The sequence below is a fragment of the Variovorax sp. J31P207 genome, from assembly GCF_030316965.1.
Lineage (GTDB): Bacteria > Pseudomonadota > Gammaproteobacteria > Burkholderiales > Burkholderiaceae_C > Variovorax > Variovorax ginsengisoli_B.
Window position 1 is genome coordinate 137,837 of sequence record NZ_JASZYN010000010.1, and the last position, 22,853, is coordinate 160,689.

Consider the following 22,853-nt stretch of genomic DNA (forward strand, 5'->3'; position numbering starts at 1 on the left):
CGCTGTTCAGTGGATGTCTGTGGTCATGCGGATCAGGTCGATGGCCAGGCCTTCGTGCCGATCCACCAGTTCCTCACCGAGCACCGTGTGCCAGAAGGATTCGGAGCCGGCCGCTTGGCGCCAGGCGTGCAGCCGCCGCGTGTAGAGCTGCAGATCGAACTCGGCCGTGAAGCCGATCGCGCCATGGATCGAGTGCGACAGGGCAGCGACTTCCACCGCTGCCTCACTGGTGCGGGCCTTGGCCACTGCGACGCGCAGCCGCTGCGGCACGTGCGTCGCCGAATGGCAGCCGATCTGGGCCGCCATGCGCGCCGCGAAGACATGTTCCGAGATCACGCTGATCTGGTGCTGGATGGCCTGGAACTTGCCGATGGCGCGGCCGAACTGCTGGCGCTCGTTAGCGTACTGCAGGGTGCGGGCGAACACGCTCATGAGCGCACCGGAGAGCTCCGCGGCCGCGCAGCAAGCCGACAGCGTCTCGAGGTCGTGCGAACCAGGCACGCGCCGCGCCTGCGCGAAGTCGGCCTCGTCCCACGCAAGGGTAGCGTCCAGCGGAAACACGCCGGGCGCCAGGCGCGCCTGCGCGACCGGCAGGAGGACGCTCGAACCATCGACGCGGGCGAGCACCCAGTCCGCCACGCGGCCGAAGGCCACCAGCGGGCAGCGCAGCACCGCGCCATCGCGCGCGGCCACCGGGGCGAGCGCGATGCTGCCCGCGGGCGGCGCCACGTCGGCCTGCGCCAGCAGCGCTCGCGCGAGCATCGTGTGGGCCAGCGGAACCGGCACGGCGAAGCTGCCGCACAGCTCGAGCAGCGGGAACACGGTGGCGAGCGCGAGTCCGGCCCCGCCCTGGGCTTCCGGCACCAGCGCGTCGGCAAAGCCGGATTCCTCCAGCTGCGCCCAGAATGCGGCGGGTGGCTGGCCCGCCTCGACGTCACGCACCAGCTTCGGTGTGCACTGGTCCTTCAGCAGCTGCTGCAGCGTATCGGTCAGGAGATCGTCCATCTTCTTCCTTTCAGCGCAGGCCCAGGCCACGCGCGATCATGCCGCGCAGGATGTCGCGCGTGCCGCCACGCAGCGAGAACGAGGGCGCCACCTGCGTGACGTAGTTGAGGGTCAGGAGCAGCTCGATCGGCGCCTGTTGCGACGGGCGGCGGTACAGGTCGTCGGCGATCAGCGTAGGAATCGCCTGCTCGACGCCGGTGCCCAGGTCCTTCACCAGCGCGGCTTCCACCGCCGGGCTCTCGCCCCGCGCGAGCTTGCCGTTCAGCGCGATCGACATCGCACGCAGCGGTGCCAGCTGCGAAAGCAACTTGCCCGCGAGCTGCAGCGACTCCGGCGTGCGCCCTTGCGGCGTTCGCACGAAGGCGAGCCATTCGTCGAACAGCACGATGCTGGAGAAGAGCCGTTCGGGGCCGCTGCGCTCGAAGGCCAGCTCCGACATGACCTGCTCCCAGCCGTCGCCTTCGCGCCCCAGCACCGCATCGGGGGCCAGCTGCACGTTGTCGAAGAACACCTCGCAGAAGTGCGAGTCGCCCGAGAGATCCGTGATCGGCCGCACCGTCACGCCCGGCAGCTGGAGGTCGACGATCACCTGCGACAGGCCCTTGTGCCGATCCTCGCTGATGCCCGAGGTGCGCACCAGCGCGATCATATGGTGGCAATGATGCGCATTGGTGGTCCAGATCTTCTGGCCGTTGAGCAGCCAGCCTTGGTCGTTTCGCCTCGCGTGCGTGCGCACGCCGGCGAGGTCCGAGCCGGCGTTGGGCTCGCTCATGCCGATGCAGAAATATGACTCGCCGCGGCACACCGGCGGGATGTAGCGGCGCTTCTGTTCCTCGGTGCCGTACTTCAGGATCAGCGGCGCGCTCTGGCGCTCGGCGATCCAGTGCGAACCAACCGGCGCACCGAAGCTCAGGAACTCCTCCACCACCACGTAGCGCGCAAAGGCATTGCGGCCGCCGCCGCCGTAGTCCTTGGGCAGCGTGAGGCCGAGAAAGCCGCGTTTGCCGGCCTCGCGGCTGAAGTTGCTGTCGTAGCCGCCCCAGGAGCGCGCGCGCACGTGGGCGGGCAGTTGCGTGACATGTTGGCGCAGGAACTCGCGGACCGGGCCCCGAAGCGCCTCGTCGTCGGCGGGGATGGCCGTGAGGGTGAGTGAATCAAGCGCACTCATGCAGAAATCCTTCCTTTGATTCGAGGTGCGCGGCCGGCCCGCTCCACCATCGGAGGCTTCATTGCACGGCCCACCATGGCACGCGCGAAGAAGTAGTTGTTGCGGCTGCGGTCGTCGAGCTGGTCCAGGTCGACTTCGCCATCGGGGTTGCACGGAAAGCTGTGCTCGGCCGGCGCTCCCGAGAGGGACCGGTACACGAGCCGGAAGTCTGGCGATGCCTCACTCATGCCGTCGACCCCTTTCGCAACGGCGGCAGGTAGCGCAGATCCTGCATCGCGTGTAGGTGCTGCACGATACATTCCTCGGTGTCGATGCAGTCGTGGAAGCCGAACTGCCTCAGCTTGAGGGCGGACACGATCGGCGGGACCGGCAGCGGCCGGCGCGAGGCAAAGGTGGCGTCCGCGTACTGCCACGAGAGGCCCAGCAACTGTTCCAGGTCGGGAACGGCCAGGCCGTCGCGCTGCGCCATGTGGCGCCACAGCTCGCCATGGCGCGGCATCTCGTCGGCCATCCTGGCTTCGGACGGGCTGCCCAGTTCCAGCCCGAACTCGGCGGCCAGCCGCTCGAAGAAGGTGGCCCACACGATCACGTCGCCATTGGCGATGTTGAACGCCTGCTGGTGCGCGCGCGGCTCGTTCCAGGCCCATTCGACGGCCGCCGCGATCAAGCGAGCGTCGGTGCATTCGGTCAGCAACTGTGAGTGGCCCGGATAGCTCAACGGCCGGTCGAGCTCGCGCGAGATCGCCGCATAGGCGCCCAGCGCAGCCACCGGATTCATCGCGCTGCCCACCGCGACGCCGAGCACGATCTGCGGCCGCAGCGCGGTCCAGCGGAAGCCCGCCGTGCGCGACCGCTCGGCCACCAGGTCTTCCTGCTCGAAATAGAAGTTGGTGTGGTCGCGCAGCGCGTCCTGTTCGCGCGCCGGTACCCGCATCGGGCGCCCCGTGTGCACGCCATACGCCTTCGTGCCCTGCAGCAGCGTGAGGTGCTCGAGCGGCGCGCCCGCCAAGGCGTCCAGCAGGTGGCGCAGCATGGCGGTGTTGACCGCCGCGTTGCCCGCCTCGCGCCAGCCGCGCAGCAGGTCGGGCTGCTCCGACACCGCTGCATAGACGACGTGGGTGGTGTCGCGATGCGCCGCGAGCGCCCGGGTGGTGTCGTCGGGGTCGCGCAGGTCGCATGCGACCCAGGTGGCCTCGGGGGCAAAGTCGGGCGCGCGCCGCGACAGGGCCCCCACCTCGATGCCGGGACGTCCAACCAGCCGCTCGACCACCGCGCGGCCGACGACGCCCAGCGCGCCCGCGATCAGGACCTTGGCCATCTCAGACGCCCGTGGTGAGCACGATCTTGCCGGTCACCTGTCGGTCCATCACGCGCTGCAGGGCCTCGGCGCAGCGTTCCAGCGGATACACGCCGCTGATGCGCGGGCGCAGCTTGCCCTCGCGCACCCAGCCGGCCAGTTCGCGCATTTCCTCTTCGTTGCGCTGGGGTTCGTTGCGCACGAAGGCGCCCCAGAACACGCCGACGATGGCGCAGCCCTTGAGCAGCGTGAGGTTCAGCGGGATGCTGGGGATCGGGCCAGCGGCGAAGCCCACTACGAGGAAGCGGCCACGCCACGCCATGGAGCGCAGCGCCTGCTCGGAAAGCGCGCCGCCGACCGGGTCGTACACCACGTCGACGCCGCGCCCGCCGGTGATCGACTTGATGCGCTCGCGCAGGTCCTCGGTGGCGTAGTCGATGGTCTCGTCGGCGCCGTGCTCGCGGCAGACGGCCAGCTTGTCGGCGGAGGAAGCGGCCGCGATCACGCGCGCTCCCATCGCTTTGGCGATTTCTACCGCGGCCAGGCCGACGCCGCCGGCCGCGCCCAGCACCAGCACGGTCTCGCCGGGCTTGAGCTCGCCGCGGTCCTTGAGCGCATGGTGCGAGGTGCCGTAGGCGATCAGGAAGCCGGCGGCGGTCTCGAAGTCCATGCCGTCCGGCATGCGGAACACGCGCTCGGCCTGCGCCAGCACCTGCTGCGCATAGCCGCCCCAGGTGGTTGCCGCGATCACGCGGTCACCGACGCCAAGGCCGGTGACGCCGGCGCCGACTTCCTTCACGATGCCGGCCACTTCGGCGCCGGGCGAGAAGGGCAGGTCCGGCTTGAACTGGTACTTGCCCTGAATGATCAGCGAGTCAGGGAAGTTCACCCCGGCGGCGTGGACCTCGACCAGCACCTGTCCGGCAGCGGGCACGGGTGCGGGAACCTCCTCCACGACCAGCGAGGAGGGCGGACCGTATTGCTTGCAGAGAACGGCTTTCATGCGGCGGTGACTTTTTGCTGTGCGAGGCGATCGATCGCGGCGTCGTCCAGGGAGAGCACCTCGCGAAGGATCTCGGCGGTGTGCTCGCCCAGCAGCGGCGGCGGCCGGTTGTACTCGAGCGGGGTTTCGGAGAAATTCAGAGGATTGCCCACCACCCTGAGCGTGCCGGACAGCGGATGGGGAATGCTCTTCACCAGCTCCCGGTGGCGGATCTGCGGGTCTTCGTAGACCTGGTCGAAGTTGTAGATCGGCGCGGCGGGCACCACGGCCTCGCGCAGCAGCGGCATCCAGTGGGCTATCGGCTTGTCCTTGAAGAGGTCCGCGATGATCGGCAGCAAGGCCTGCTTGTTCGCCACGCGCTGCGGCACGCTGGAAAAGCGTTCTTCCCGCGCGAGCTCGGGCCGGCCCAGCACCTTGCACAGCTGGGCGAACTGCTTGTCGTTGCTGGCGGCTATCATGATCTTGCCGTCGGCGCAGTCGAAGTCGCCATAGGGCGCGACCAGCTGCGAGCCCATGCCCACGCGCACCGGCAGCTGGCCGGCCACCAGGTAGCTCATGGCCATCGAGGAGGTCGCCGCCACCTGCGCGTCCAGCAGGGCCAGGTCGATGTGCTGGCCGCGGCCCGAGACGGTATCGCGGTGGTGCAGCGCCGCCAGGATGCCGATAGTGGCGTAGAAGCCGGAGGTGAGGTCCGACACTGGATAGCCCGCACGTTGCGGCCCGGCGCCGGGCTGGCCGTCGGGCACGCCGGTCAGGCTCATCACGCCGCCCATCGCCTGGAACAGCAGGTCGTAGCCGGGCAGCTGGCTGTAGGGGCCGGTCTGGCCAAAGCCGGTGATCGAGCAATACACGAGCTTGGGATTCAGCTCGCGCAGCGACTCATAGTCCAGGCCGTAGCGCTTCAGGTCGCCGGTCTTGTAGTTCTCGAGCAGCACGTCCGAGTGCGCGGCCAGCTCACGCACCAGCGCCTGCCCCTCGGGCTTGGCGAGGTCGATGGTGATCGAACGCTTGGCGCGGTTGGTGGACAGGAAGGTCGAGCGCTCGCCGGTCTCCTTGCCGGAGAGATCCTTGAGGCGCGCGCCCTGGTCGCGCAGGTCGTCCCCGGTGCCGGGGCGCTCCACCTTGATCACGTCGGCACCGAAGTCGCCGAGCATCTGTCCTGCCCATGGGCCTGAGAGCACGCGGCTCAGGTCGAGTACGCGGATCTTGGAAAGAATGCCGCTCATGTCGCCACCTCGAACGTGCCGTTGTTGACCACCACCACGCCGCGCGCGGGGACCGAGGTGCGGTAGGCGAAGCGACCGCCGCCTTCGCGCCAGATCTCGATATGCAGCAGGTCGCCAGGAAACACGGGGGCCGAGAAGCGGCCGCTCAGCGCGCGCACCGCCGACGGATCGCTGTCGCACAGGCGCTTCATGAGGCCGTGGCAGCTGGCGCCGAAGGTCGCGAGGCCATGCAGGATCGGACGCTCGAAGCCGGCGTCGCGTGCGGCAGAGGGGGAGGAGTGCAGCGGGTTGTAGTCGCCCGAGAGGCGATAGATCATCGCGCCCTGCGGCGAGGTCTGGACGTCGATGCTCGTGTCGGCGGCGCGCTCCGGAAGCGCTTGCACCGCGGGAGCCTCGGACTTGCCGCCGAAGCCTCCATCGCCGCGGCAGAACACGGTCTGCCGCACCGTCGCCAGCAACTCGTTGGAGACCATCTCGCGAATCTCGCGCTCGACGTAGATCAGGGCCCCGCGGTCCTTGCCCTTGTCGACCAGGTCGACGATGCGGCTGGTGCCGCGCACATGACCTTCGGCCGGGAGGCTCCGATGCAGGCGCAGGGCATGTTCGCCGTGCACCGTCTTGACCCAGTCGAGGCCGAACGCGGGGTCGCGCATCCAAAAGCCCGGATAGCCCAGCACGTTCGCCATCGCCGGGTGCACCTTGGGCGCGACCTCGTCGAGGAAGGCTAGATCGGCCTGGTCCATGGGATCGACGCCGGCGCCGATGCCCAGGGAATACAGGACGCAGTCGCGCCAGTCGTAGCGCTGCTCGACCTCGGGGATCCGGGCCGCGAGGAGTCGGTTCGGATCGATCATCGGCCTTGCCACACTGGTTTGCGCTTTTCCGCGAAGGCGGCCGAGCCTTCCCGGGCGTCCTGCGAGACGAACACGTGCTCGGTGAGCTCGGCCTGCTTGTCCCACATCTCCTCCGAAGTCCAGTCCTGCGATTCCACGACCACGCGCTTGCTGGCCGCCACCGAGAGCGGCCCGTTGCCGGCGATGGTCGTGGCCAGGCGGCGCGCTTCTTCCAGCGTCTGGCCCGCCGGCACCAGCCGGTTGATCAGTCCGTACTGGTAGGCGCGCGTGGCCGGGAACATGTCGCCCGTGAGCGCGAGTTCGAGCGCGATGCGGGAAGGCAACTGGCGCGGCAGTCGCATCAGGCCGCCCGCGGTCGCGGCCAGACCGCGCTTGACTTCGGGCACGCCGAACTGCGCGCTCTCGGAGGCCACGACCAGGTCGCAGGCGAGCACCAGCTCGAAGCCGCCGGCCAGGGCATAGCCCTCGACCGCGGCGATCAGCGGCTTGCTCGGCGGCTGACGGGTCAGGCCGCCGAAGCCGCGCCCCGGCAGGCTCGGGCGTTCGCCGCGCAGGAAGCCCTTGAGGTCCATGCCGGCGCAGAAGGTGCCACCCGCGCCGGTCAGGATGCCGATGCGCAGGTCGTCGCGGCTGTCGAGCTCGTCGAGGGCGGCAGCGATGCGCGTGGCCGCATACAGGGTCATCGCGTTCTTCGCGGCGGGCCGGTTGATCGTGATCGTCAGGATGCCTTCGCTGGCTTCGACCAGCACTTCGGAGCTCGGTTCATCGGATGTCATGAAGAAGACCTTTCTAGGGAAGGACGGGTTTCAGCGGGGCGCCATGCGCAGCGCGCCGTCGAGGCGGATGGTCTCGCCGTTGATCATGGGGTTGGAGACGAGGTGCAGCGCCAGTTGGGCATATTCGTCGGGCTGGCCCAGGCGCGCCGGATGCGGCACCGATGCGCCCAGCGTCCTGCGCGCATCCTCGGAGACGCGCGCGAGCATCGGCGTATCGAAGATGCCGGGGGCTATCGTGTTCACGCGGATCAGCCGGCTCGCGAGGTCGCGTGCGGCGACGATGGTCATGCCGACCACGCCCGCCTTTGACGACGCGTACGGGATTTGACCGATCTGGCCCTCGTAGGCCGCGACCGAAGCGGTCAGCACGCAGACGCCGCGTTCGCCATCTACCGGCTCGTTGCGCGCCATGCGCTCGGCGACCAGGCGCATCGTGTTGAACGTACCGATCAGGTTGATGCGGATGATGTTTTCGTAGGCCGCCAGCGAACCCGGCTTGCCTTCTTTGTCCAGGATGCGGACCGGGCCGCCCCGGCCTGCGCAATGCACCAGCACGCGCAACGGGCCCAGGCTCTCGGCCACGTCGAGTGCCGCGGGCAGCGAATCCTCGGTCGTGACGTCCGCGGCGGCGAAGCGTGCGTTCGGGCCGAGGCTGTCCGCCGCTTCGGCGCCGGCCGAGCCGGGCAGGTCGACCAGGACGACCTTGGCGCCCTGGTTCACGAGCCGCCGTGCGGTCGCCAGGCCGAGGCCCGATGCGCCGCCGGTGACGACTGCGCTCATTCCTTCGATGTTCATTGAGTGTGCTCCTGTTTGCGCTTGATCGATGCGTGGAATGCTACATACTGTTTGGTATCTTTGCAATCGACGATGGCATGAAAGGGCTGACATGTGTTTCTACATTCATAGGGAAAGCCCGATGTCTTTGTTGTGAAATTGGATTGACCGTTGGACATACCAATAGGTATGCTCGGTTCGGCTCGCTGCATGGCGACACCACCGGCGCACCCTGAACAGGAGACAAGTCAGATGAACGTGTTGAAGTCCGTCCTCGCCACCGCAGTGTTGGCCATTGCCTTCGCGGCGCCTGCCGTCGCACAGCCGAAACCCGTCAAAGTGGGCGTCATCATTCCGCTGTCGGGCGGCGCGGGCCCGCAGGGCCAGCACGTCACGCAAGCCATCCAGGCGATGGCGGCGACGATCAACGAGAGCGGCGGCGTCCTGGGACGTCCCATCGAGGTGCTGGTGCGCGATGACGAATCGACGCCCGCCGTGGGTATCTCGCGCGCCAGCGAACTGATCGGGCAGGACGTTGCGGTGATCATCGAAGGCTGGAACAGCCCCGTGGCGCTGGCCATGCAGCCGGTCATCAGCCGCGCGGGCGTCCTCGACATCACGCTGTTCGCGAGCGCCGACGCGGTGCTGTCTGGAGAGGGAAACCCGCTGCCGATCCGGCTCAACGCATCCAACTCGCAGGGCGGCGCGGCGGTGGCGCAGGCTATCGCGCAGACGCTGAAGGGCAAGCGCATCGCCTTCCTCACCGAGAACGATGCCTATGGCGTCGGCACCCAGGAGGCGATCGAGGCCGAATTCAAACGGCTGAACTACGGCTACCAGAAAGTGGCCGAGGAGAAGTTCCCGTTTACCCAAGCCGACTTCCGCGTGGCATTGACCAATGTGCGCGCGGCCAATCCCGATGTCACGGTGGCCATCAACGCCAATGAAGGGCTGGGCATGCCGGCCATCATCCGGCAATACCGGCAGAACCGGGTCCCTGGTCAGCTCTTCGCCGCCCTCGGCACCGTCGCGCCTAGCGTGATCTCGGTCGCGGGGGAAGCCGCCGACGGATTGATGAGCGTCGACATCTATTTCCCCGAGGTCGAGCCGTTCGCCTCCTATCCGGCAAATCGCCAGTTCGTCCAGCGCATGCAGGCCACGTTCAAGCAGAAGCCCGACAAGTTCATGGCGGTCGGCGCGACGGCCCTGCAAGTGTGGGCGGCCGCAGCCAACGAATTGAACACGCTCGGCCGCGAGGCCATCGCCAAGCGCATCCGCGGAGGAGGCGCCTTCAAGGGTACGGTGTTCGGCGACGTGAGCTTCGCGCCGAACGGCCAGATGCTCAACCATGCGTACCTGTTCAAAGTCCAGGACGGCCGCATTGGCGTCCAGCCGTGAGCACTCCGCTGCGGCACAAACACCAACTACCAGGAGACAGATGATGATCAAGTTCGTTCGCAAGTGGGCGTTCGCGCTCACCGCGGGTCTCGGCCTCGCCGCCGGCGCCTTCGCCCAGGACACCGTGAAGGTCGGGGTGATCTTCCCGCTCTCGGGTGGCGCCGGTCCGCAGGGCCAGCACGTCACCCAGGCGATCCAGAGCATGGCGGCCCTCATCAACGAGAGCGGCGGCGTGCTGGGCAAGAAGATCGAGATCGTCTCGCGCGACGACGAATCGACGCCGGCGGTCGGCATCTCGCGCGCCAACGAGCTCATCGGCCAGGGCGTGTCCGTGATCATCGAAGGCTGGAACAGCCCCGTGACGCTCGCGATGCAGCCGGTGATCGCGCGTGCGGGCGTACTGGACATCACGGCCGTCTCCAAGGCCGATCCGATCCTGTCGGGTGAAGGCAACCCGCTGGCCGTGCGCCTGAACAGCTCGAACTCGCAGGACGGCGCCGTGATCGCCAACTACATCGCCAACAGCAATGCCAAGCGCATTGCCTTCCTGACCGAGAACGATGCCTATGGCAACGGAGCGCAGGAATCGATCGAGGCCGAACTGAAGAAGCTGAACTACAGCTACCAGAAGGTGGCCGAGGAGAAGTTCCCGTTCACGCAGGCCGACTTCCGCGTGGCGCTGACCAACGTGCGCGCGGCGAACCCCGACATCACGGTGGCGATCAACGCCAACGAGGGCCTGGGCATGCCGGCCATCATCCGGCAGGCGAAGCAGGGCCGCCTGGGCGGCAAGCTGGTGACCGCGGTGGGCACGGTGGCCCCGAGCGTGCTGAGCGTGGCGGGCGAAGCCGCTCAAGGCCTGATCGGCGCCGACATCTACTTCCCCGATGTAGAGCCTTTCGCCTCCAACCCCGCGAACAAGCGTTTCGTCGCCAAGAACCAGGAGCTGTTCAAGTACGCGCCCGACAAGTTCATGGCGCTGGGCGCGACCGCGCTGCAGGTGTGGGCGATGGCGGCCAACGACGTGAAGAGCCTCGACCGCGAGGCCATCGCCAAGCGCATTCGTGGCGGCTCGTTCAAGGGCACGGTGTTCGGTGACATCACCTTCGAGCCGAACGGGCAGATGAAGTCGCGGCACTACATCTTCACCGTCGACGGCGGCGGCAAGATGACCGTGCAGAAGTAAGGACCGAGCGGTGCAGGCAATGACGACCACTGCTGCGTTGCGCGTCGAGGGACTGGGCGTGCGTTACGGCGCGCTGGTCGCCCTCGAGGGCGTCAGCTGGGAGGTGCAGCCCGGCGAACTGCTGGGGATCATCGGGCCCAACGGCGCCGGCAAGAGTTCGTGCTACGAGGCGGTCACCGCGATGGTGGCGCGCCAGGGCCGGGTTTTCCTCGGCGGCATGGACGTCACCGAGGTGCCGCCGTACGGCCTGGCCGGCCGCGGCCTGAAGCGGGCCTTCCAGCAGAACGCCTTCTTCGACGACCTCAGCGTGCTCGACAACATGATGGCCGTGCTCGGCGGCGTCGCCTACTCGGGGCTGTTGGCCAGCATCGTCACGCCGCGCGCCGCCGCGCGACGCCGCGACGAGGCCGCGCGCTTCGCCGCGGGCCAGCTCGAGCGCTTCGGCGTGCCGGCGGCCTACCACGCGCTCTCGCCCAAGGAGATTCCGTACGGCGTGCAGCGAATGCTCTCGATCGCGCTGGCCTTCGGCGACGGCGCCGAGGTGCTGATGCTGGACGAGCCCGCCGCTGGCCTGGGCGGCGAAGACATGGCACGACTGGTGGCGCTGCTGTCGGACCTCAAGAAGGAGGGCGTGGCGCTGGTCGTGATCGAACACCACATGGATCTCATCATGGCCGTGGCCAACCGCATCTGCGTGCTCGATCTCGGGCGCCAGCTGGCGCTGGGCCTGCCATCCGAGATCCAGCACGACGAGCGCGTGCTCGAAGCCTATCTGGGGAGGAAGCAATGAGCGCGCCCGTGCTGGTGATCAAGGGCCTGCAGGTGAGCTATGCCGGCAACCGCGCGGTCGACCTCGCGGAACTGACGGTCGCGCCCGGCGAGGTGGTCGGCGTGGTCGGCGCCAATGGCGCCGGCAAGTCCACGCTGGTGAACGCTGTTTCCGGCTGGTCCCGTGGCGCGCCCCGCGTCGCAGGCCAGATCACCTTCGCCGGCCAACGCGTGGACGCCTGGCCGACGCACGAGCGGGTGCGCGCCGGCCTGGTGCTGGTGCCGGAGGGCCGCGTGGCTTTCGGCCGCATGACGGTCGAGGACAACCTGAGCGCCGCCTTTGCTGCGGCGCCGGCGCCGGGCCGCCGCGTCTACTCGCGCGACGAGATTTACGAGCTGTTCCCGCGCCTCGCGGAGCGCCGCGAACACCTGGGGCAGCAACTGTCGGGCGGCGAGCGCCAGATGCTCGGCATCGGGCGCGCCTTGATGATGGGCCCGAGCGTGCTGCTGCTCGACGAGCCCTCGATCGGCCTGGCGCCCAAGATGGTGTCGCAGGTGCTCGAGACGCTGCGTGCGCTCGCGCGCACCGGACTGGCGATCCTGCTCGTCGAACAGAACGTGCGGGCGGCGATCGAGGTCGTCGACCGGCTGCTGCTGCTAGAACGCGGCCGCAAGATACTCGAAGGCCCTGCGCGCGAAGTCGGCGACGACCCGCGCATCGCCGAAGCCTACCTGGGAGCGACCGCAGCATGACCTTGCTTCAACAGATCATCAACGGCATCGTGCTAGGCCACGCCTATGCGCTGGTGGCGATCGGCTGGACGCTGCTGCTCGGCGTCGCCCGGCTCGTGAATTTCGGCCACGGCCAGATGTACATGCTCGGCTCCTTCGTCACCTGGTGGGCGGTTGCCAAGGCCGGCGTGCCCTACGCGCTGGCGCTGCCGATCGCGATGCTGGTCGGCGGGCTCTTCGGGCTGGTCATGCAGCGGATCATGCTCAAGGCCACGCTGGAGCAGAACCTGGTCTCGATCATGATCATGACGCTCGGCTTCGGCTACGTGCTCCACGGCGGGGCCTCGCTGGTGTTTGGCTCCACCGGCCAGATCCTGGAGACCGCGCTGTCAACCCGCGACATCTCGCTGGGCGACCTGTGGCTCACCTGGCAGGACGCCGCCATCGTGGTCGCCGCGATCGTGGTGTTCATTTCGCTCAGGTGGATCCTCGAAGGCAGCCGCGTCGGCAGACTCGTTCGCATGGTGGCCGAAGACCCGAAGCTCGCGATGCTCGCCGGCATCAACGTGCGCTGGGTCTACTACGGCGTGTTCGCCTTCGAGGGCGCCGCGGTCGCCTTCGCCGCCGGCATGGTCGCGCCGCGCACGCCGATCCTCACCTCGATGGGCTTCGACGAGGTCATCATGACCTTCGTGGTGGTGGTGCTCGGCGGCATCGGCAGCGTCACCGGCAGCTACCTGGCCGGCGTGGCGCTGGGCCTCTTCACCGCACTGTTCGGCGCGCTGGTCTCGCCAGCCTACACGACCGCCGCGGCCTTCCTCGTCCTGATCGCTGTCCTGGTCTTGCGCCCGGGCGGCCTGAGCGCCGGTCCGGCGGCTGGAGCCCACTGATGAAATCCAAGAGTCTGCAAATGTGGGTGCTGCCAGTGCTGGCCGTGCTGGCGTTCTTCGCGCCGCAGCTGCTGGGCGGAGGCGGCGTCGTGTACAGCGCCTGCGTGCTGATCGCGATCTTCGCCGTGATGTCCTATGGCCTCGACATCGTCGTCTCGGACCTCGGCGAGGTTAGCTTGGCGCACACGGTGTTCTTCGCCGCGGGCAGCTACGCCACCGCGCTGCTGTCGACCCGTGCGGGCGTCGGCTCGGCCTGGGTCACACTGGCCGGCTCGATTCTTGTGGCGCTGGCCTGCGCGGGCCTGATCGGCTTCGTGACGCTGCGGTTGCGCGAATTCGTCTTCTCGCTGGTCACCTACGCGGTGGCAGTGGTGGCGATGGCGCTGGCGGCCAACTGGGCCTTCCTCGGCGGCTCGGACGGCCTGCGCGGTATTCCGATGATGGACCTGTCGCTGCCGGGCATCAGCCTCACGGCACGCGACGACCGCGAGCTCTGGCCCTTCGCCTTCGCGATGCTGGTGATCGCGGTCTATCTGGTCGCGCGTTTCCGGCGCTCGGCGCTTGGCGCCGCCGCCATCATGACGCACCTGAATCCGCGCCTGGCCGTCATGAGCGGCATCGATCCGGCGCGCGTGCGGCTGCAGGTCTTTCTGTTCTCGGCGCCGATCAGTGCGGTCGCTGGTTGGCTTTACGCCTACCAGCGCGCCTACGTGAGCGCCGACGTGCTGGAGAACTACTTCCTCATCCTGATGCTCACGGCCGTGGTGCTCGTGGGCCGGCGGCAGCTGCTCGGCCCAGTGGTCGCCACCGCGCTGGTGCTGGTTCAGGAGAAGTTCTTCTCCTTCGGCGGCTACGTCGACAAGATCGTGCTGGGCTCGGTGCTCATCGTGATCCTCGGCTTCTTCCCTGAGGGGCTCGCCGGCCTGGTGAAGCCACTCGCGCGGCTGCGCAAATCGCGCCGCGATCCCATCCCACCTCTCACCACCCTGGAGAATCTGAAATGACTGTGATCTGGAAGCCCGAACTGGACGCTGCCGCCACCAAGTGGCAGGCGCTGGCCGACCAATTGGGGCGCGACCGCTTCGGCCCGCTGGCCGAGGAACTCGACCGCGAGCAACGCTATCCCTGGGAGAGCATCGAAGCGCTGGTGGCGAACAACTTCACCGGCCTGTTCCTGCCGCGCGACTTCGGCGGCCAGGGCGAGAGCCTGGTGACGACCGTGGCCGCGGTGGAGACGCTGGGCACGCACTGCGCGTCGACCGCGGCCATCATGTGCGCCTACCAGCTTGGCGCCTTCCCGATCCTGCTCGCGGGCACCGACAAGCAGAAGGATTTCTATCTGCGCGAGATGACGCAGGGCCGCGCCACCAGCTTCGCGCTGTCGGAGCGCATCGCCGGCTCCGATGCCGCCGCCATCGAAGCCACGGCCACCCGCGAAGGGGAGGGCTGGCGCCTTCGCGGCGAGAAATACTGGATCGGCAACGGCGGCGCTTCGCGCTACTACGTGGTGTTCGCCAAGACTGATCCGGCCGCGGGCGGCCGCGGCATCAGCGCCTTCATGGTCGACAAGGAGCAGCCCGGCGCGGTCATCGACGAGCTCTCGGACAAGATGGGCATCCGCGGCACCCAGACCTCCAACCTGAAGGTCGACCTGGTGGTTCCGGAGAGCGCCCGCATCGGTGAGCTCAACCGTGCCCTGCGCCTCGCGATGCAGACGCTCAACGTCGGTCGCATCATGGTCGCGTCGCAATCTCTCGGCCTGGCGCTGGCTGCCTACCGCGAGGCCTCGCGCTACGCGGTTTCGCGCAAGACCTTCGGGCAGCCGATCATCGACAACCAGGGCATCGGCTTCAAGCTCGCCGACATGGCGACCGAGATCTCCGCCGCGCGCCTGATGCTGTACGAAGCTGCGCGCGTGTACGACCAGGGCGGCGACGTGTCCAACCTGGGCGCCATGGCCAAGCTCTTCTGCTCCGAGGTCGCGCACCGCGCCGCCGATGCCGCCGTCCAGATCTGGGGCGGGCTGGGCTACTGCAAGCCCACGGTGGCCGAGCGGCTCTACCGCGACCAGCGCATCCTCGAGATCTACGAGGGCTCCTCGGAAATCCAGCGCCTCGTGCTCGCCCGTAGCGTGCGCAAGGAAGTGGAAGACCAGGCGCGCTGATCGGTGGCGACTTCCGCATCCGTGGTGACCCGGCAGTCGGCGAGCGAATCGCGCGACGAGATCCTGCACGCGGCCGCCGAGCTCTTCATGGAGCTGGGCTATGCCGCGACGTCGCTCGATGCGGTGGCGGAACGGCTCGGCTCGACCAAGGGACGGATCTACCACCACTACCGCAGCAAGGCCGACCTCTTCTTCGACGTGCAGGTCACCGCGATGTCGCGCCTGCACGACCAGGTCGCCCCGATCGCGCGGGGGCCGGGCACGCCGGTCGAGCGACTGGCCGCCATGGCGCTGCGCCATACCCAGATCCTGCTGACCGAGCTTCCCATGCAGAAGGTCGCGGTGCAGGGGCTGGAGCGGCACCTGCTCGGCACCGAGGCGGCGATGCGCCTGCGCTCGGTGATCCGCATGCGCGACGACTACGAGGCGTTGTTCGCCGAAGTGATCGACCAAGGTATCCGGGAAGGCGCCCTGGTCGATCTCCCGCGCCATCTCGCCACCAAGCCGTTCTTCGGCATCATGAACTGGGCCACCGTCTGGTACAGCCAGCGGCGGCTGCAACGCACCCAAGCCATCAAGGAAATCGCCCAAACGCTCGCAGCTCGCGCGGTGCGAAGCCTCCTGAAAGACCTCCGACATGAATCAGCCCAAGCAACCCTACTCCAGCACGATCTGGGATGAAACCGAGATCTGGTCGCGCGACCGGATCGAGGCGTTCCAACTCCAGGCGCTCCGGCGCCAACTCGCCCGCGTCGGCGAGCGCAGCAAGCACTACCAGCGTGTGTTCGAGCAGCACGGCTTCCGCGCCGAAGACCTGAAGAGCCTCGCCGACCTGCGCAAGCTGCCCTTCACGCGCAAGTCGGACTATCTGGCCGGGCTCGAGGCAGAGCCGCCGTTCGGCACCTTGGCTGCGGTCGGCCCCGGCGAAGCAGCGCGCGTGCACTTCTCCTCGGGCACCACCGCGAGCCCGGCGCCGGTTTTGTGGAGCCACGCCGACATCGACCGTTGGGCCGACCTGTACGCGCGCTACCTCTACGCGCAGGGCCTGCGCCGCGGCGACGTGTTCCAGTGCATGTTCAACTACGCCTGGTTTGTCGGCGGACTCGGCGCCACGCTGGCCGCGCAGCGCCTGGGCGCCCTGGTCATCCCGGCCTCTTCGGGCGACACCACGCGGCAGATCGAGACCATCTTTCAGTACGGGTCGCAGTGTGTGATCGGCACGCCCTCGTTCATGGCGCACGTCGCGGAAGCCGCGGCCAAGCTGGGCCGGGACCTCACGAAATCGAAGGTCAAGATGGTCTGCGTGGGCGGCGAGCCCGGCGGCAGCGTGCCGGGCACCCGCGAGCGGCTGGAAGCGCAGTGGGGTGCGCCCATGTTCGACTGCTACGGCGCGCTCGAGTGCCAGCCGATCGGCTGGGATACCGCGGCCAAGCTGGGACCGACTCTGGCCGAGGACTTCATCTACGCGGAAGTGCTTCACCCCGAAACGCATGAGCCAGTGGCTGACGGCGAGCGTGGCGTCCTGGTGATCACGCACCTGGACAAAGAGGCCTGTCCGCTGGTGCGCTGGTGGACCGGTGATATCGTCGTGCGCGACAGCCAGCCAGCGCCGGACGGCCGCACTCATGCGCGCCTGCGCGGCGGCGTGCAGGGGCGGGCCGACGACATGCTCATCATCAAGGGCGTCAACCTGTTCCCCACGGCGGTCGAGGACGTGGTGCGCGGCTTCGCGGGCCTCACGAACGAATACCTGATGGTGATCGACGACAGCGTGAAGGACCCCAAGACGAAGTTCCTGAACGGCGTGAAGTTGCGCGTCGAACGCGAGAGCGGCGCGCCCGCCGACATCGGCGAGCGGGTGCAGCAGCGTCTGCGCGAGAAGCTGCAGGTGCGTTTCGTGGTCGAGGTGCTCGAGTCCGGGACGCTGCCTCGCACGGTCCACAAGGCGAAGCGGGTCGTCCATGAGTAAGGCCGGTGCGCGTGCCCTGCCGCGGCCGCTGGCCGGCAAACGGGTCATCGATCTCTCGCAATTCATCGCTGGCCCTTCGGCCGCGATGTACCTCGCCGATTTTGGCGCGGAGGTGATCAAGATCGAGCCGGTGCAGGGCGACGGCTCGCGCGCCTTGCCGGGCAATGCCTTCGGCAGCTACTACACGCGCACCTTCAATTGCGGCAAGGAGAGCCGCGTGCTCGACCTGCGCGACCCGGCGCAGCGCAGGCAACTCGATGTCTGCCTCGCGGAGGCCGACGCCTTCGTCTGCAACCTCGCGCCTGCATCGCTCAAGGCGCTCGGGCTCGACGGCCCGGCGCTGCGCGCGCGCTTCCCGCGGCTGGTCGTCGCACTGATCTCGGGCTACGGCCAGGACGACCCGCGCCCCTGCATGGACACCGTGGCGCAGTGCGAGTCCGGCTTTGCGTTGCTCAACGCGGACGAGGACGGATCGCCGCGCCTGTCCACCGGCTGGCCGGTGGACATGGCCTCGGGCCTGGTCGCAGGTATGTCGTGCGCGATGGGCATGCTCGATCCCCGCGGCGAAGGCTGCGTGATCGACATCTCGATGATGGAAGTCGCGGCCAACATGCTGCTCGGGCCGGCCGCGCTGGCGATCAGCGAAGGCGATGCGCCTGGCCGCCCGATGGGCAACCGGGACCGCGCGTCGGCGCCATCGAACATCTACCGCTGCAGCGACGGCCACGTCTACGTGCTGGGCGGCCTCGATGCGTACTGGTCGCGCCTGAAGCCGCTGGTCGGCTGCGACGACGATGCGGCGATCGCCGAGCGCATCGCCCGCGCGCCTGAGTTCGACGCGATGCTGGAGCGCTGGACCCTGCAGCGCTCCAGCGACGAGGTGCTGGCCGAAATGGCGCGCCTGCAGATCCCGGCCGGCGCCGTGCGTGCGCCGGACGATGCGCTGGTCCGCATGCGCCGGCTGCGTCCCGATGCGGTGACATGCCGCCTGGCCAGCGGCGAGCACTTTCCCACATTTCCCGCGCTGCTGGACGGCCAGCGCCTGCCGCGCACGGCCACGCCGGCGGTCGGCGGCGCGCGGCGTGCAGTCTGAAGCAACGCATTGCCGGAGTCATTGCCATGTCTTCCTCTTCCTCATCTTCATCCTCCCAGCCTGTCGCGGATGTGCAGGTGCTGCGTCCCGGTCTCCTCGCGGGCCGCAGCGCGCTCGTGACCGGTGCGGGCTCGGGCATCGGCCGTGCCATCACGCTGCGCCTGATGGCGCTGGGCATGGACGTGTTCGGCATCGGCCGCCGCGTCGAGGCGCTGGCCGAGACCGGCCGGCTGGCCGCCGAGCTGCCCGGGCGCTTTCGCTTCGAGCCGTGCAACGTGCGCGACACCGAGGCCATCGAGGGCCTGGTGGCGCGCGTCGGCACGGAGCACGGCATCGACCTGCTCGTGAACAACGCGGGTGGACAGTTCTTCGCCCCCGCCACGTCGATCAGCCGCAAGGGCTGGGACGCGGTGCTGGACGTGAACCTCGGCGCCGTGTTCGTCGTGACCAAGGCCGCCCATCCCTTCCTGAAGGCGCGTGCCGGCGCGGTAGTGAGCATCTCGCTCTCCGGCGTCGACCGCGGATCGATGGGCATCGCGCATTCGATCGCGGCGCGCGCCGGCGTGCTCGGCCTCATGCGCACGCTCGCGCTCGAGTGGGCGAGCGACGGCGTGCGCCTCAATTGCATCGGCCCGGGCGCGGTGCTGACCGAAGGCCTGGCCGACGAGGCGGCCAAGTCGCTGCTTGACCGATTGATCGAGGCGACGCCGCTGGGCCGCGCCACCACCGTGGAGGAAGTCGCGGAACTGGTGGCCTTCCTCGCCAGCCCGGCCGCGCGCCTCATGACGGGGCAGCTGATCCAGATCGACGGGGCCGCGCACCTGGGCACCGGCCTGCACATGTTGCCCCAATGAACAAACTCTTCCGGCGCATGTGCGCCAGTTCGGCTCTTGAAAGGATCCATCATGGAAAAACCCACTGACATCGTGGCGGTCGCTGCCGCGCGCACGCCGATCGGCAGCTTCGGCGGTACCTTGCGGGACGTGCCCGCCTACGACCTCGGCGCCGCCATCATCCGCGCCACGCTGGAGCGCGGCAAGGTCGATCCATCGGCCATCGACAAGGTCATCTATGCCAACTGCCGGCAGGCGGGTAACGGTCCCAACCCGTCGCGCACCGCGGCTGTGCGCGGCGGCCTGCCGAGTTCCTCGCCCGTGATGACGGTCAACATGGCATGCCCTTCCGGCATGAAGACCGTGATGCTGGCCGCGCGTGAACTTCAGAGCGGCGACGCAGGCTTCGTGCTGGCCGGCGGCATGGAGTCGATGAGCACCATGCCCTACCTGCTGAAGGGCGCGCGCTGGGACGGCTTCAAGGCCGGCGACAAGACGCTGATGGACAGTTGGTCCGACACCATAGACCCGCTGTGCGGCTACGGCATGGGCATGACCGCGGAGAACCAGTCCGACAAGTACGGCATCACACGGCAGGAGCAGGACGAATTCGCGCTTCGCTCGCAGCAGCGCGCCGCGGCCGCCCAACAGGCGGGCTGGCACGCCGACGAGATCGTGCCGTTCCGCCTGGAGCCGGACCGCAAGAATCCCGACGGCCGGCTGCTCTCCGAGGACGAACCGGGCCGGCCGGACACCACGATCGAGAAGCTGGCCAAGCTCAAGCCCGTGTTCAAGAAGGACGGCACGGTCACGGCCGGCAATGCCTGCACGATGGGCGACGCCGCCTGCGCGATCGTCTTGACCACGCGCGAGAAGGCGCAGGCGCACGGGCTGAAGCCGCTGTTCTCGGTGGTGTCCTTCGCCGAGACCGCGGTCGATCCGGCGACCATGGGCGACGGCCCTTCGCAGTCGATCCCGCTGGCGCTGAAGGCCGCCGGCATGACGCTGGGCGACATCGACTTCATCGAGGTCAACGAAGCCTTCGCGGCCCAGATGCTGGCCAACGAGCGCGAGCTCCAGTGGGACCGCGAGCGCGTGAACGTCTGGGGCGGCGCGATCGCGCTCGGCCACCCGACAGGCTTCAGCGGCGGCCGGCTGCTCATCACGCTGACATCGATCCTTCGGCAGAAGGGCAAGGAACTCGGCGTGGCGGGCATCTGCGGCGGCGGCGGCGTGACCACCGCCATGGTGATCCGGCGCGAAGCATGACGACGCGCAAACGCTCGTGGGCGGCAGTGGGCGCATGAAGCAGCTGAAGGATCCCGGCGCCCTGCTGGCCGGCCTGCTGGCGGACTCGACCCTGGTGCTGCACAGCGGCTTTGCCGAGCCGCGCGGCCTGGCGCGCACGCTGGCGCAGCATGCCGCCGCCATGCGGCGCGTGCGCGTGGTCGCCATGATGCCGATGGGACAGGCGCCGTACGCGGAGCCGGCGCCGGCGGAGCACCTCGAGCTCTGCACCTTCTTCCCAGGCAAGGGCCTTCGCGCCGCACTCGACGCCGGCCGCGCCCGCGCGCTGCGCCACCCGCTCTCGGCCATTCCCGGACTCTTCGAGTGTGGCGAGTGGCGTGCGGACCTGCTGATGCTGCAGGTGAGCCCGCCCGACGAGACCGGTCAGGTTTCGCTGGGCGTGTCGGTCGACTACATGCGCGCCGTGCTCGCGCAGCGGCCGGTGATCGTTGCCGAGATCAATCCGCGCATGCCGCGCACCTGCGGCGACACGCTGCTGCCCGTGTCCTCGATCGACTGGTTCGTCGATGCCACCGATCTGCCGGAAGAGATGGCCCCGGCGGCGGCCGATGCGGTCGATGCGCAGATCGCGCACAACGTCGCGAGCCTGGTGCGCGATGGCGCGGTGCTGCAGGTGGGTATCGGCTCGCTGCCGGATCGCGTGCTCGGAAGCCTGGGGCATCTTCGGCATCTGGGCCTGCACAGCGGCATCGTCACGGACGCAGTGCGACCCCTGATCGAAAGCGGCGCGCTCGACAACAGCACCAAGCGCACGAATGCGGGCGTGAGCATCGCCACGATGGCGGGCGGCACGCAGGCCTTCTACGACTTCCTGCACCGCAACCCCGCGATCGAGTTCCACCCATGCTCGGCAACCCATGCGGCATCGACGCTGGCCGGCATCGACGGCCTCTGCGCCATCAACTCGGTACTCCAGGTGGACCTGAACGGCAGGGCCAACGCGGAGACCGCGGGTGGACGCCGCATCGCGCTGCCGGGCGGCCTGCCGGACTTCGCCACCGGTGCGCGCCGCGCCAGAGGTGGCACCAGCATCCTCGCGCTGCGCTCGACCGCGGGCAGGAGCGGGGTCAGCAGTATCGTCCCGCGACTGGGCGACACGATCACGCTCGAGTCGGATCAGGTTGACTACGTGGTGACCGAATACGGTATCGCGTCGCTGCACTCGGGGAATCTCGAAGCCCGTGCCGCAGCGCTGCTTGCGGTGGCCCACCCGGGCCATCGGGAGGCCCTGGCGCAATCGATCGGGCGGGAGGCATGGCAATAGATTGACCGAGCCTGTCGTCCACCTCGCCCTTGCGGCGAGCGGCGGCGGCCCTTCGCAAACAGGCGCCGCGAGGCGCCAACCCAAGACAAAGGAGCAAAGCAAATGGAAAATCCTCGCTGGAAGCAGCGTCCTCCCGGTTCCAACTGGGGTGATTTCGGCCCGAACGATCAGATCGGCCGCATGAATCTGCTGACGCCCGAGCGGCGACTCAAGGCCATCCGCGAAGTCGAGCACGGCCTGACTTTCTGCCTCAGCCTGCCGCTGGACTATCCGGGCGGCAACAAGCTCTTCGCGCACCGCAAGGAGCCGAAGTTCTTTCACGAGCGCCGCGGCGAAGGACACAACTACAACTTCAGGCTGTCAAGCCTTTGCGGCTGCTTCACGGACGTCATTTCCGATGACGCGGTGATGCTCTACACCCAGTATTCAACCCAATGGGACGGGCTCGGCCACGTGGGCCAGATGTTCGACGCGAACGGCGACGGCCTGCCCGAAAAGGTTTACTACAACGGCTTTCGCGGCGGCGTCGAGATCGTGGGGCCGGACGACGCCACCGGCGGCCACGGCGCCAAGGCGATCGGCATCGAGCGCTTGGCGACCGCGGGCGTGCAGGGCCGCGGCGTGCTGGTGGACCTCGAGCGCCTGCACGGCCGCGAGCGGGCTCTGGTCGGCTACGACGGCCTGATGAAGGCGCTGGATGCGCAGAAGGCCACGGTTCTGCCAGGAGACTTCCTCTGCCTCTACACCGGCTTCGCCGACCTGATCCTTGAAATGAAGAAAGATCCGGACGGCGACGTGCTCGCGAAGTCCTGCGCGGTGCTCGACGGCCGCGACGAGAAGCTGCTGCAGTGGATCACCGACTCCGGCATCGTGGCGATCTGCGCCGACAACTTCGCGGTGGAGGCCTACCCCGCGCGTCCCGCGGAAGGCGAGCACTACCCCGCCTTGCCGCTGCATGCGCATTGCCTTTTCAAGCTGGGCCTTAACCTCGGCGAACTGTGGTATTTCGCCGAGCTCGCGCAATGGCTCCGGGCGAACGAGCGCTCGAGCTTCCTGATGACGGCGCCTCCGCTGCGCCTGCCCGGCGCGGTGGGTTCCCCCGCGACGCCGGTCGCCACTGTCTGACCATCGACCTGAAGAGACAA

General features: G+C 68.5%; 23 protein-coding genes. 14 read left to right on the forward strand and 9 right to left on the reverse strand.

Annotated elements, in window-relative coordinates:
- Positions 1 to 6 precede the first annotated feature (6 nt).
- Genes QTI68_RS28940 through QTI68_RS28980 form a run of 9 tightly spaced genes read right to left on the reverse strand, consistent with a single transcriptional unit; the run spans position 7 to position 8,124 of the window.
- Entirely contained in the window at positions 7 to 1,005 is a 999-nt protein-coding gene (locus QTI68_RS28940; RefSeq protein ID WP_286526602.1) for an acyl-CoA dehydrogenase family protein, read from the reverse strand.
- Between the two features lie 10 nt (positions 1,006 to 1,015).
- Positions 1,016 to 2,173: an acyl-CoA dehydrogenase family protein gene (locus tag QTI68_RS28945; protein WP_286526603.1), complete on the reverse strand. Its 1,158-nt coding sequence runs from the start codon at positions 2,171 to 2,173 to the stop codon at positions 1,016 to 1,018.
- Positions 2,170 to 2,400, reverse strand: a complete 231-nt coding sequence (locus QTI68_RS28950; protein ID WP_286526604.1) for a hypothetical protein — start codon at positions 2,398 to 2,400, stop codon at positions 2,170 to 2,172. Before QTI68_RS28950 ends, QTI68_RS28945 begins: the two co-directional genes overlap by 4 nt.
- Positions 2,397 to 3,491: an SDR family oxidoreductase gene (locus tag QTI68_RS28955; RefSeq protein WP_286526605.1), complete on the reverse strand. Its 1,095-nt coding sequence runs from the start codon at positions 3,489 to 3,491 to the stop codon at positions 2,397 to 2,399. Before QTI68_RS28955 ends, QTI68_RS28950 begins: the two co-directional genes overlap by 4 nt.
- A 1-nt stretch (position 3,492) precedes the next feature.
- Positions 3,493 to 4,473 (reverse strand): NADPH:quinone oxidoreductase family protein, encoded by a 981-nt coding sequence (locus QTI68_RS28960; protein ID WP_286526606.1) that lies wholly within the window; start codon positions 4,471 to 4,473, stop codon positions 3,493 to 3,495.
- Positions 4,470 to 5,699, reverse strand: coding sequence for a CaiB/BaiF CoA transferase family protein (locus tag QTI68_RS28965; protein WP_286526607.1), 1,230 nt, complete (start codon positions 5,697 to 5,699; stop codon positions 4,470 to 4,472). Before QTI68_RS28965 ends, QTI68_RS28960 begins: the two co-directional genes overlap by 4 nt.
- Positions 5,696 to 6,553, reverse strand: coding sequence for a MaoC/PaaZ C-terminal domain-containing protein (locus QTI68_RS28970; RefSeq protein WP_286526608.1), 858 nt, complete (start codon positions 6,551 to 6,553; stop codon positions 5,696 to 5,698). Before QTI68_RS28970 ends, QTI68_RS28965 begins: the two co-directional genes overlap by 4 nt.
- Positions 6,550 to 7,329: a crotonase/enoyl-CoA hydratase family protein gene (locus QTI68_RS28975; protein WP_286526609.1), complete on the reverse strand. Its 780-nt coding sequence runs from the start codon at positions 7,327 to 7,329 to the stop codon at positions 6,550 to 6,552. Before QTI68_RS28975 ends, QTI68_RS28970 begins: the two co-directional genes overlap by 4 nt.
- A gap of 30 nt (positions 7,330 to 7,359) precedes the next feature.
- Positions 7,360 to 8,124 carry an SDR family NAD(P)-dependent oxidoreductase gene (locus QTI68_RS28980; RefSeq protein WP_286526611.1) on the reverse strand — a complete coding sequence of 255 codons (765 nt, stop codon included), beginning with the start codon at positions 8,122 to 8,124 and terminating at the stop codon, positions 7,360 to 7,362.
- 189 nt (positions 8,125 to 8,313) lie between these two features.
- Here QTI68_RS28980 and QTI68_RS28985 point away from each other — a divergent pair, with 189 nt between their 5' ends.
- From QTI68_RS28985 to QTI68_RS29050, 14 genes are all read left to right on the forward strand, one after another.
- Positions 8,314 to 9,501 (forward strand): ABC transporter substrate-binding protein, encoded by a 1,188-nt coding sequence (locus QTI68_RS28985; protein WP_286526612.1) that lies wholly within the window; start codon positions 8,314 to 8,316, stop codon positions 9,499 to 9,501.
- A gap of 43 nt (positions 9,502 to 9,544) precedes the next feature.
- Complete coding sequence (locus tag QTI68_RS28990) at positions 9,545 to 10,687, forward strand: ABC transporter substrate-binding protein (RefSeq protein WP_286526614.1); 1,143 nt, start codon at positions 9,545 to 9,547, stop codon at positions 10,685 to 10,687.
- Between the two features lie 19 nt (positions 10,688 to 10,706).
- Positions 10,707 to 11,477 carry an ABC transporter ATP-binding protein gene (locus QTI68_RS28995; protein WP_286526615.1) on the forward strand — a complete coding sequence of 257 codons (771 nt, stop codon included), beginning with the start codon at positions 10,707 to 10,709 and terminating at the stop codon, positions 11,475 to 11,477.
- Positions 11,474 to 12,208, forward strand: a complete 735-nt coding sequence (locus QTI68_RS29000; protein WP_286526616.1) for an ABC transporter ATP-binding protein — start codon at positions 11,474 to 11,476, stop codon at positions 12,206 to 12,208. The genes QTI68_RS28995 and QTI68_RS29000 overlap by 4 nt, the downstream gene beginning before the upstream one ends.
- Positions 12,205 to 13,077: a branched-chain amino acid ABC transporter permease gene (locus tag QTI68_RS29005; protein WP_286526617.1), complete on the forward strand. Its 873-nt coding sequence runs from the start codon at positions 12,205 to 12,207 to the stop codon at positions 13,075 to 13,077. Before QTI68_RS29000 ends, QTI68_RS29005 begins: the two co-directional genes overlap by 4 nt.
- A complete protein-coding gene (locus QTI68_RS29010; protein ID WP_286526618.1) occupies positions 13,077 to 14,081 on the forward strand; it encodes a branched-chain amino acid ABC transporter permease in 1,005 nt (334 codons plus the stop codon). The genes QTI68_RS29005 and QTI68_RS29010 overlap by 1 nt, the downstream gene beginning before the upstream one ends.
- The gene (locus tag QTI68_RS29015) at positions 14,078 to 15,241 is read left to right on the forward strand and encodes an acyl-CoA dehydrogenase family protein (RefSeq protein ID WP_286526619.1); all 1,164 of its coding nucleotides are present in this window, start codon (positions 14,078 to 14,080) and stop codon (positions 15,239 to 15,241) included. Before QTI68_RS29010 ends, QTI68_RS29015 begins: the two co-directional genes overlap by 4 nt.
- Before the next feature lie 21 nt (positions 15,242 to 15,262).
- Positions 15,263 to 15,922 (forward strand): TetR/AcrR family transcriptional regulator, encoded by a 660-nt coding sequence (locus QTI68_RS29020; RefSeq protein WP_286526620.1) that lies wholly within the window; start codon positions 15,263 to 15,265, stop codon positions 15,920 to 15,922.
- The gene (locus QTI68_RS29025; RefSeq protein WP_286526621.1) at positions 15,879 to 17,210 is read left to right on the forward strand and encodes a phenylacetate--CoA ligase family protein; all 1,332 of its coding nucleotides are present in this window, start codon (positions 15,879 to 15,881) and stop codon (positions 17,208 to 17,210) included. The genes QTI68_RS29020 and QTI68_RS29025 overlap by 44 nt, the downstream gene beginning before the upstream one ends.
- Positions 17,203 to 18,303, forward strand: coding sequence for a CoA transferase (locus QTI68_RS29030; RefSeq protein ID WP_286526622.1), 1,101 nt, complete (start codon positions 17,203 to 17,205; stop codon positions 18,301 to 18,303). The genes QTI68_RS29025 and QTI68_RS29030 overlap by 8 nt, the downstream gene beginning before the upstream one ends.
- A 26-nt stretch (positions 18,304 to 18,329) precedes the next feature.
- A complete protein-coding gene (locus QTI68_RS29035) occupies positions 18,330 to 19,157 on the forward strand; it encodes an SDR family NAD(P)-dependent oxidoreductase (protein WP_286526623.1) in 828 nt (275 codons plus the stop codon).
- Between the two features lie 51 nt (positions 19,158 to 19,208).
- On the forward strand, positions 19,209 to 20,405 hold the full coding sequence (locus QTI68_RS29040; RefSeq protein ID WP_286526624.1) for a thiolase family protein: 1,197 nt from the start codon (positions 19,209 to 19,211) through the stop codon (positions 20,403 to 20,405).
- 34 nt (positions 20,406 to 20,439) lie between these two features.
- Complete coding sequence (locus QTI68_RS29045; protein WP_286526625.1) at positions 20,440 to 21,708, forward strand: acetyl-CoA hydrolase/transferase family protein; 1,269 nt, start codon at positions 20,440 to 20,442, stop codon at positions 21,706 to 21,708.
- 102 nt (positions 21,709 to 21,810) lie between these two features.
- Positions 21,811 to 22,833: a cyclase family protein gene (locus QTI68_RS29050; protein WP_286526626.1), complete on the forward strand. Its 1,023-nt coding sequence runs from the start codon at positions 21,811 to 21,813 to the stop codon at positions 22,831 to 22,833.
- Positions 22,834 to 22,853 lie beyond the last annotated feature (20 nt).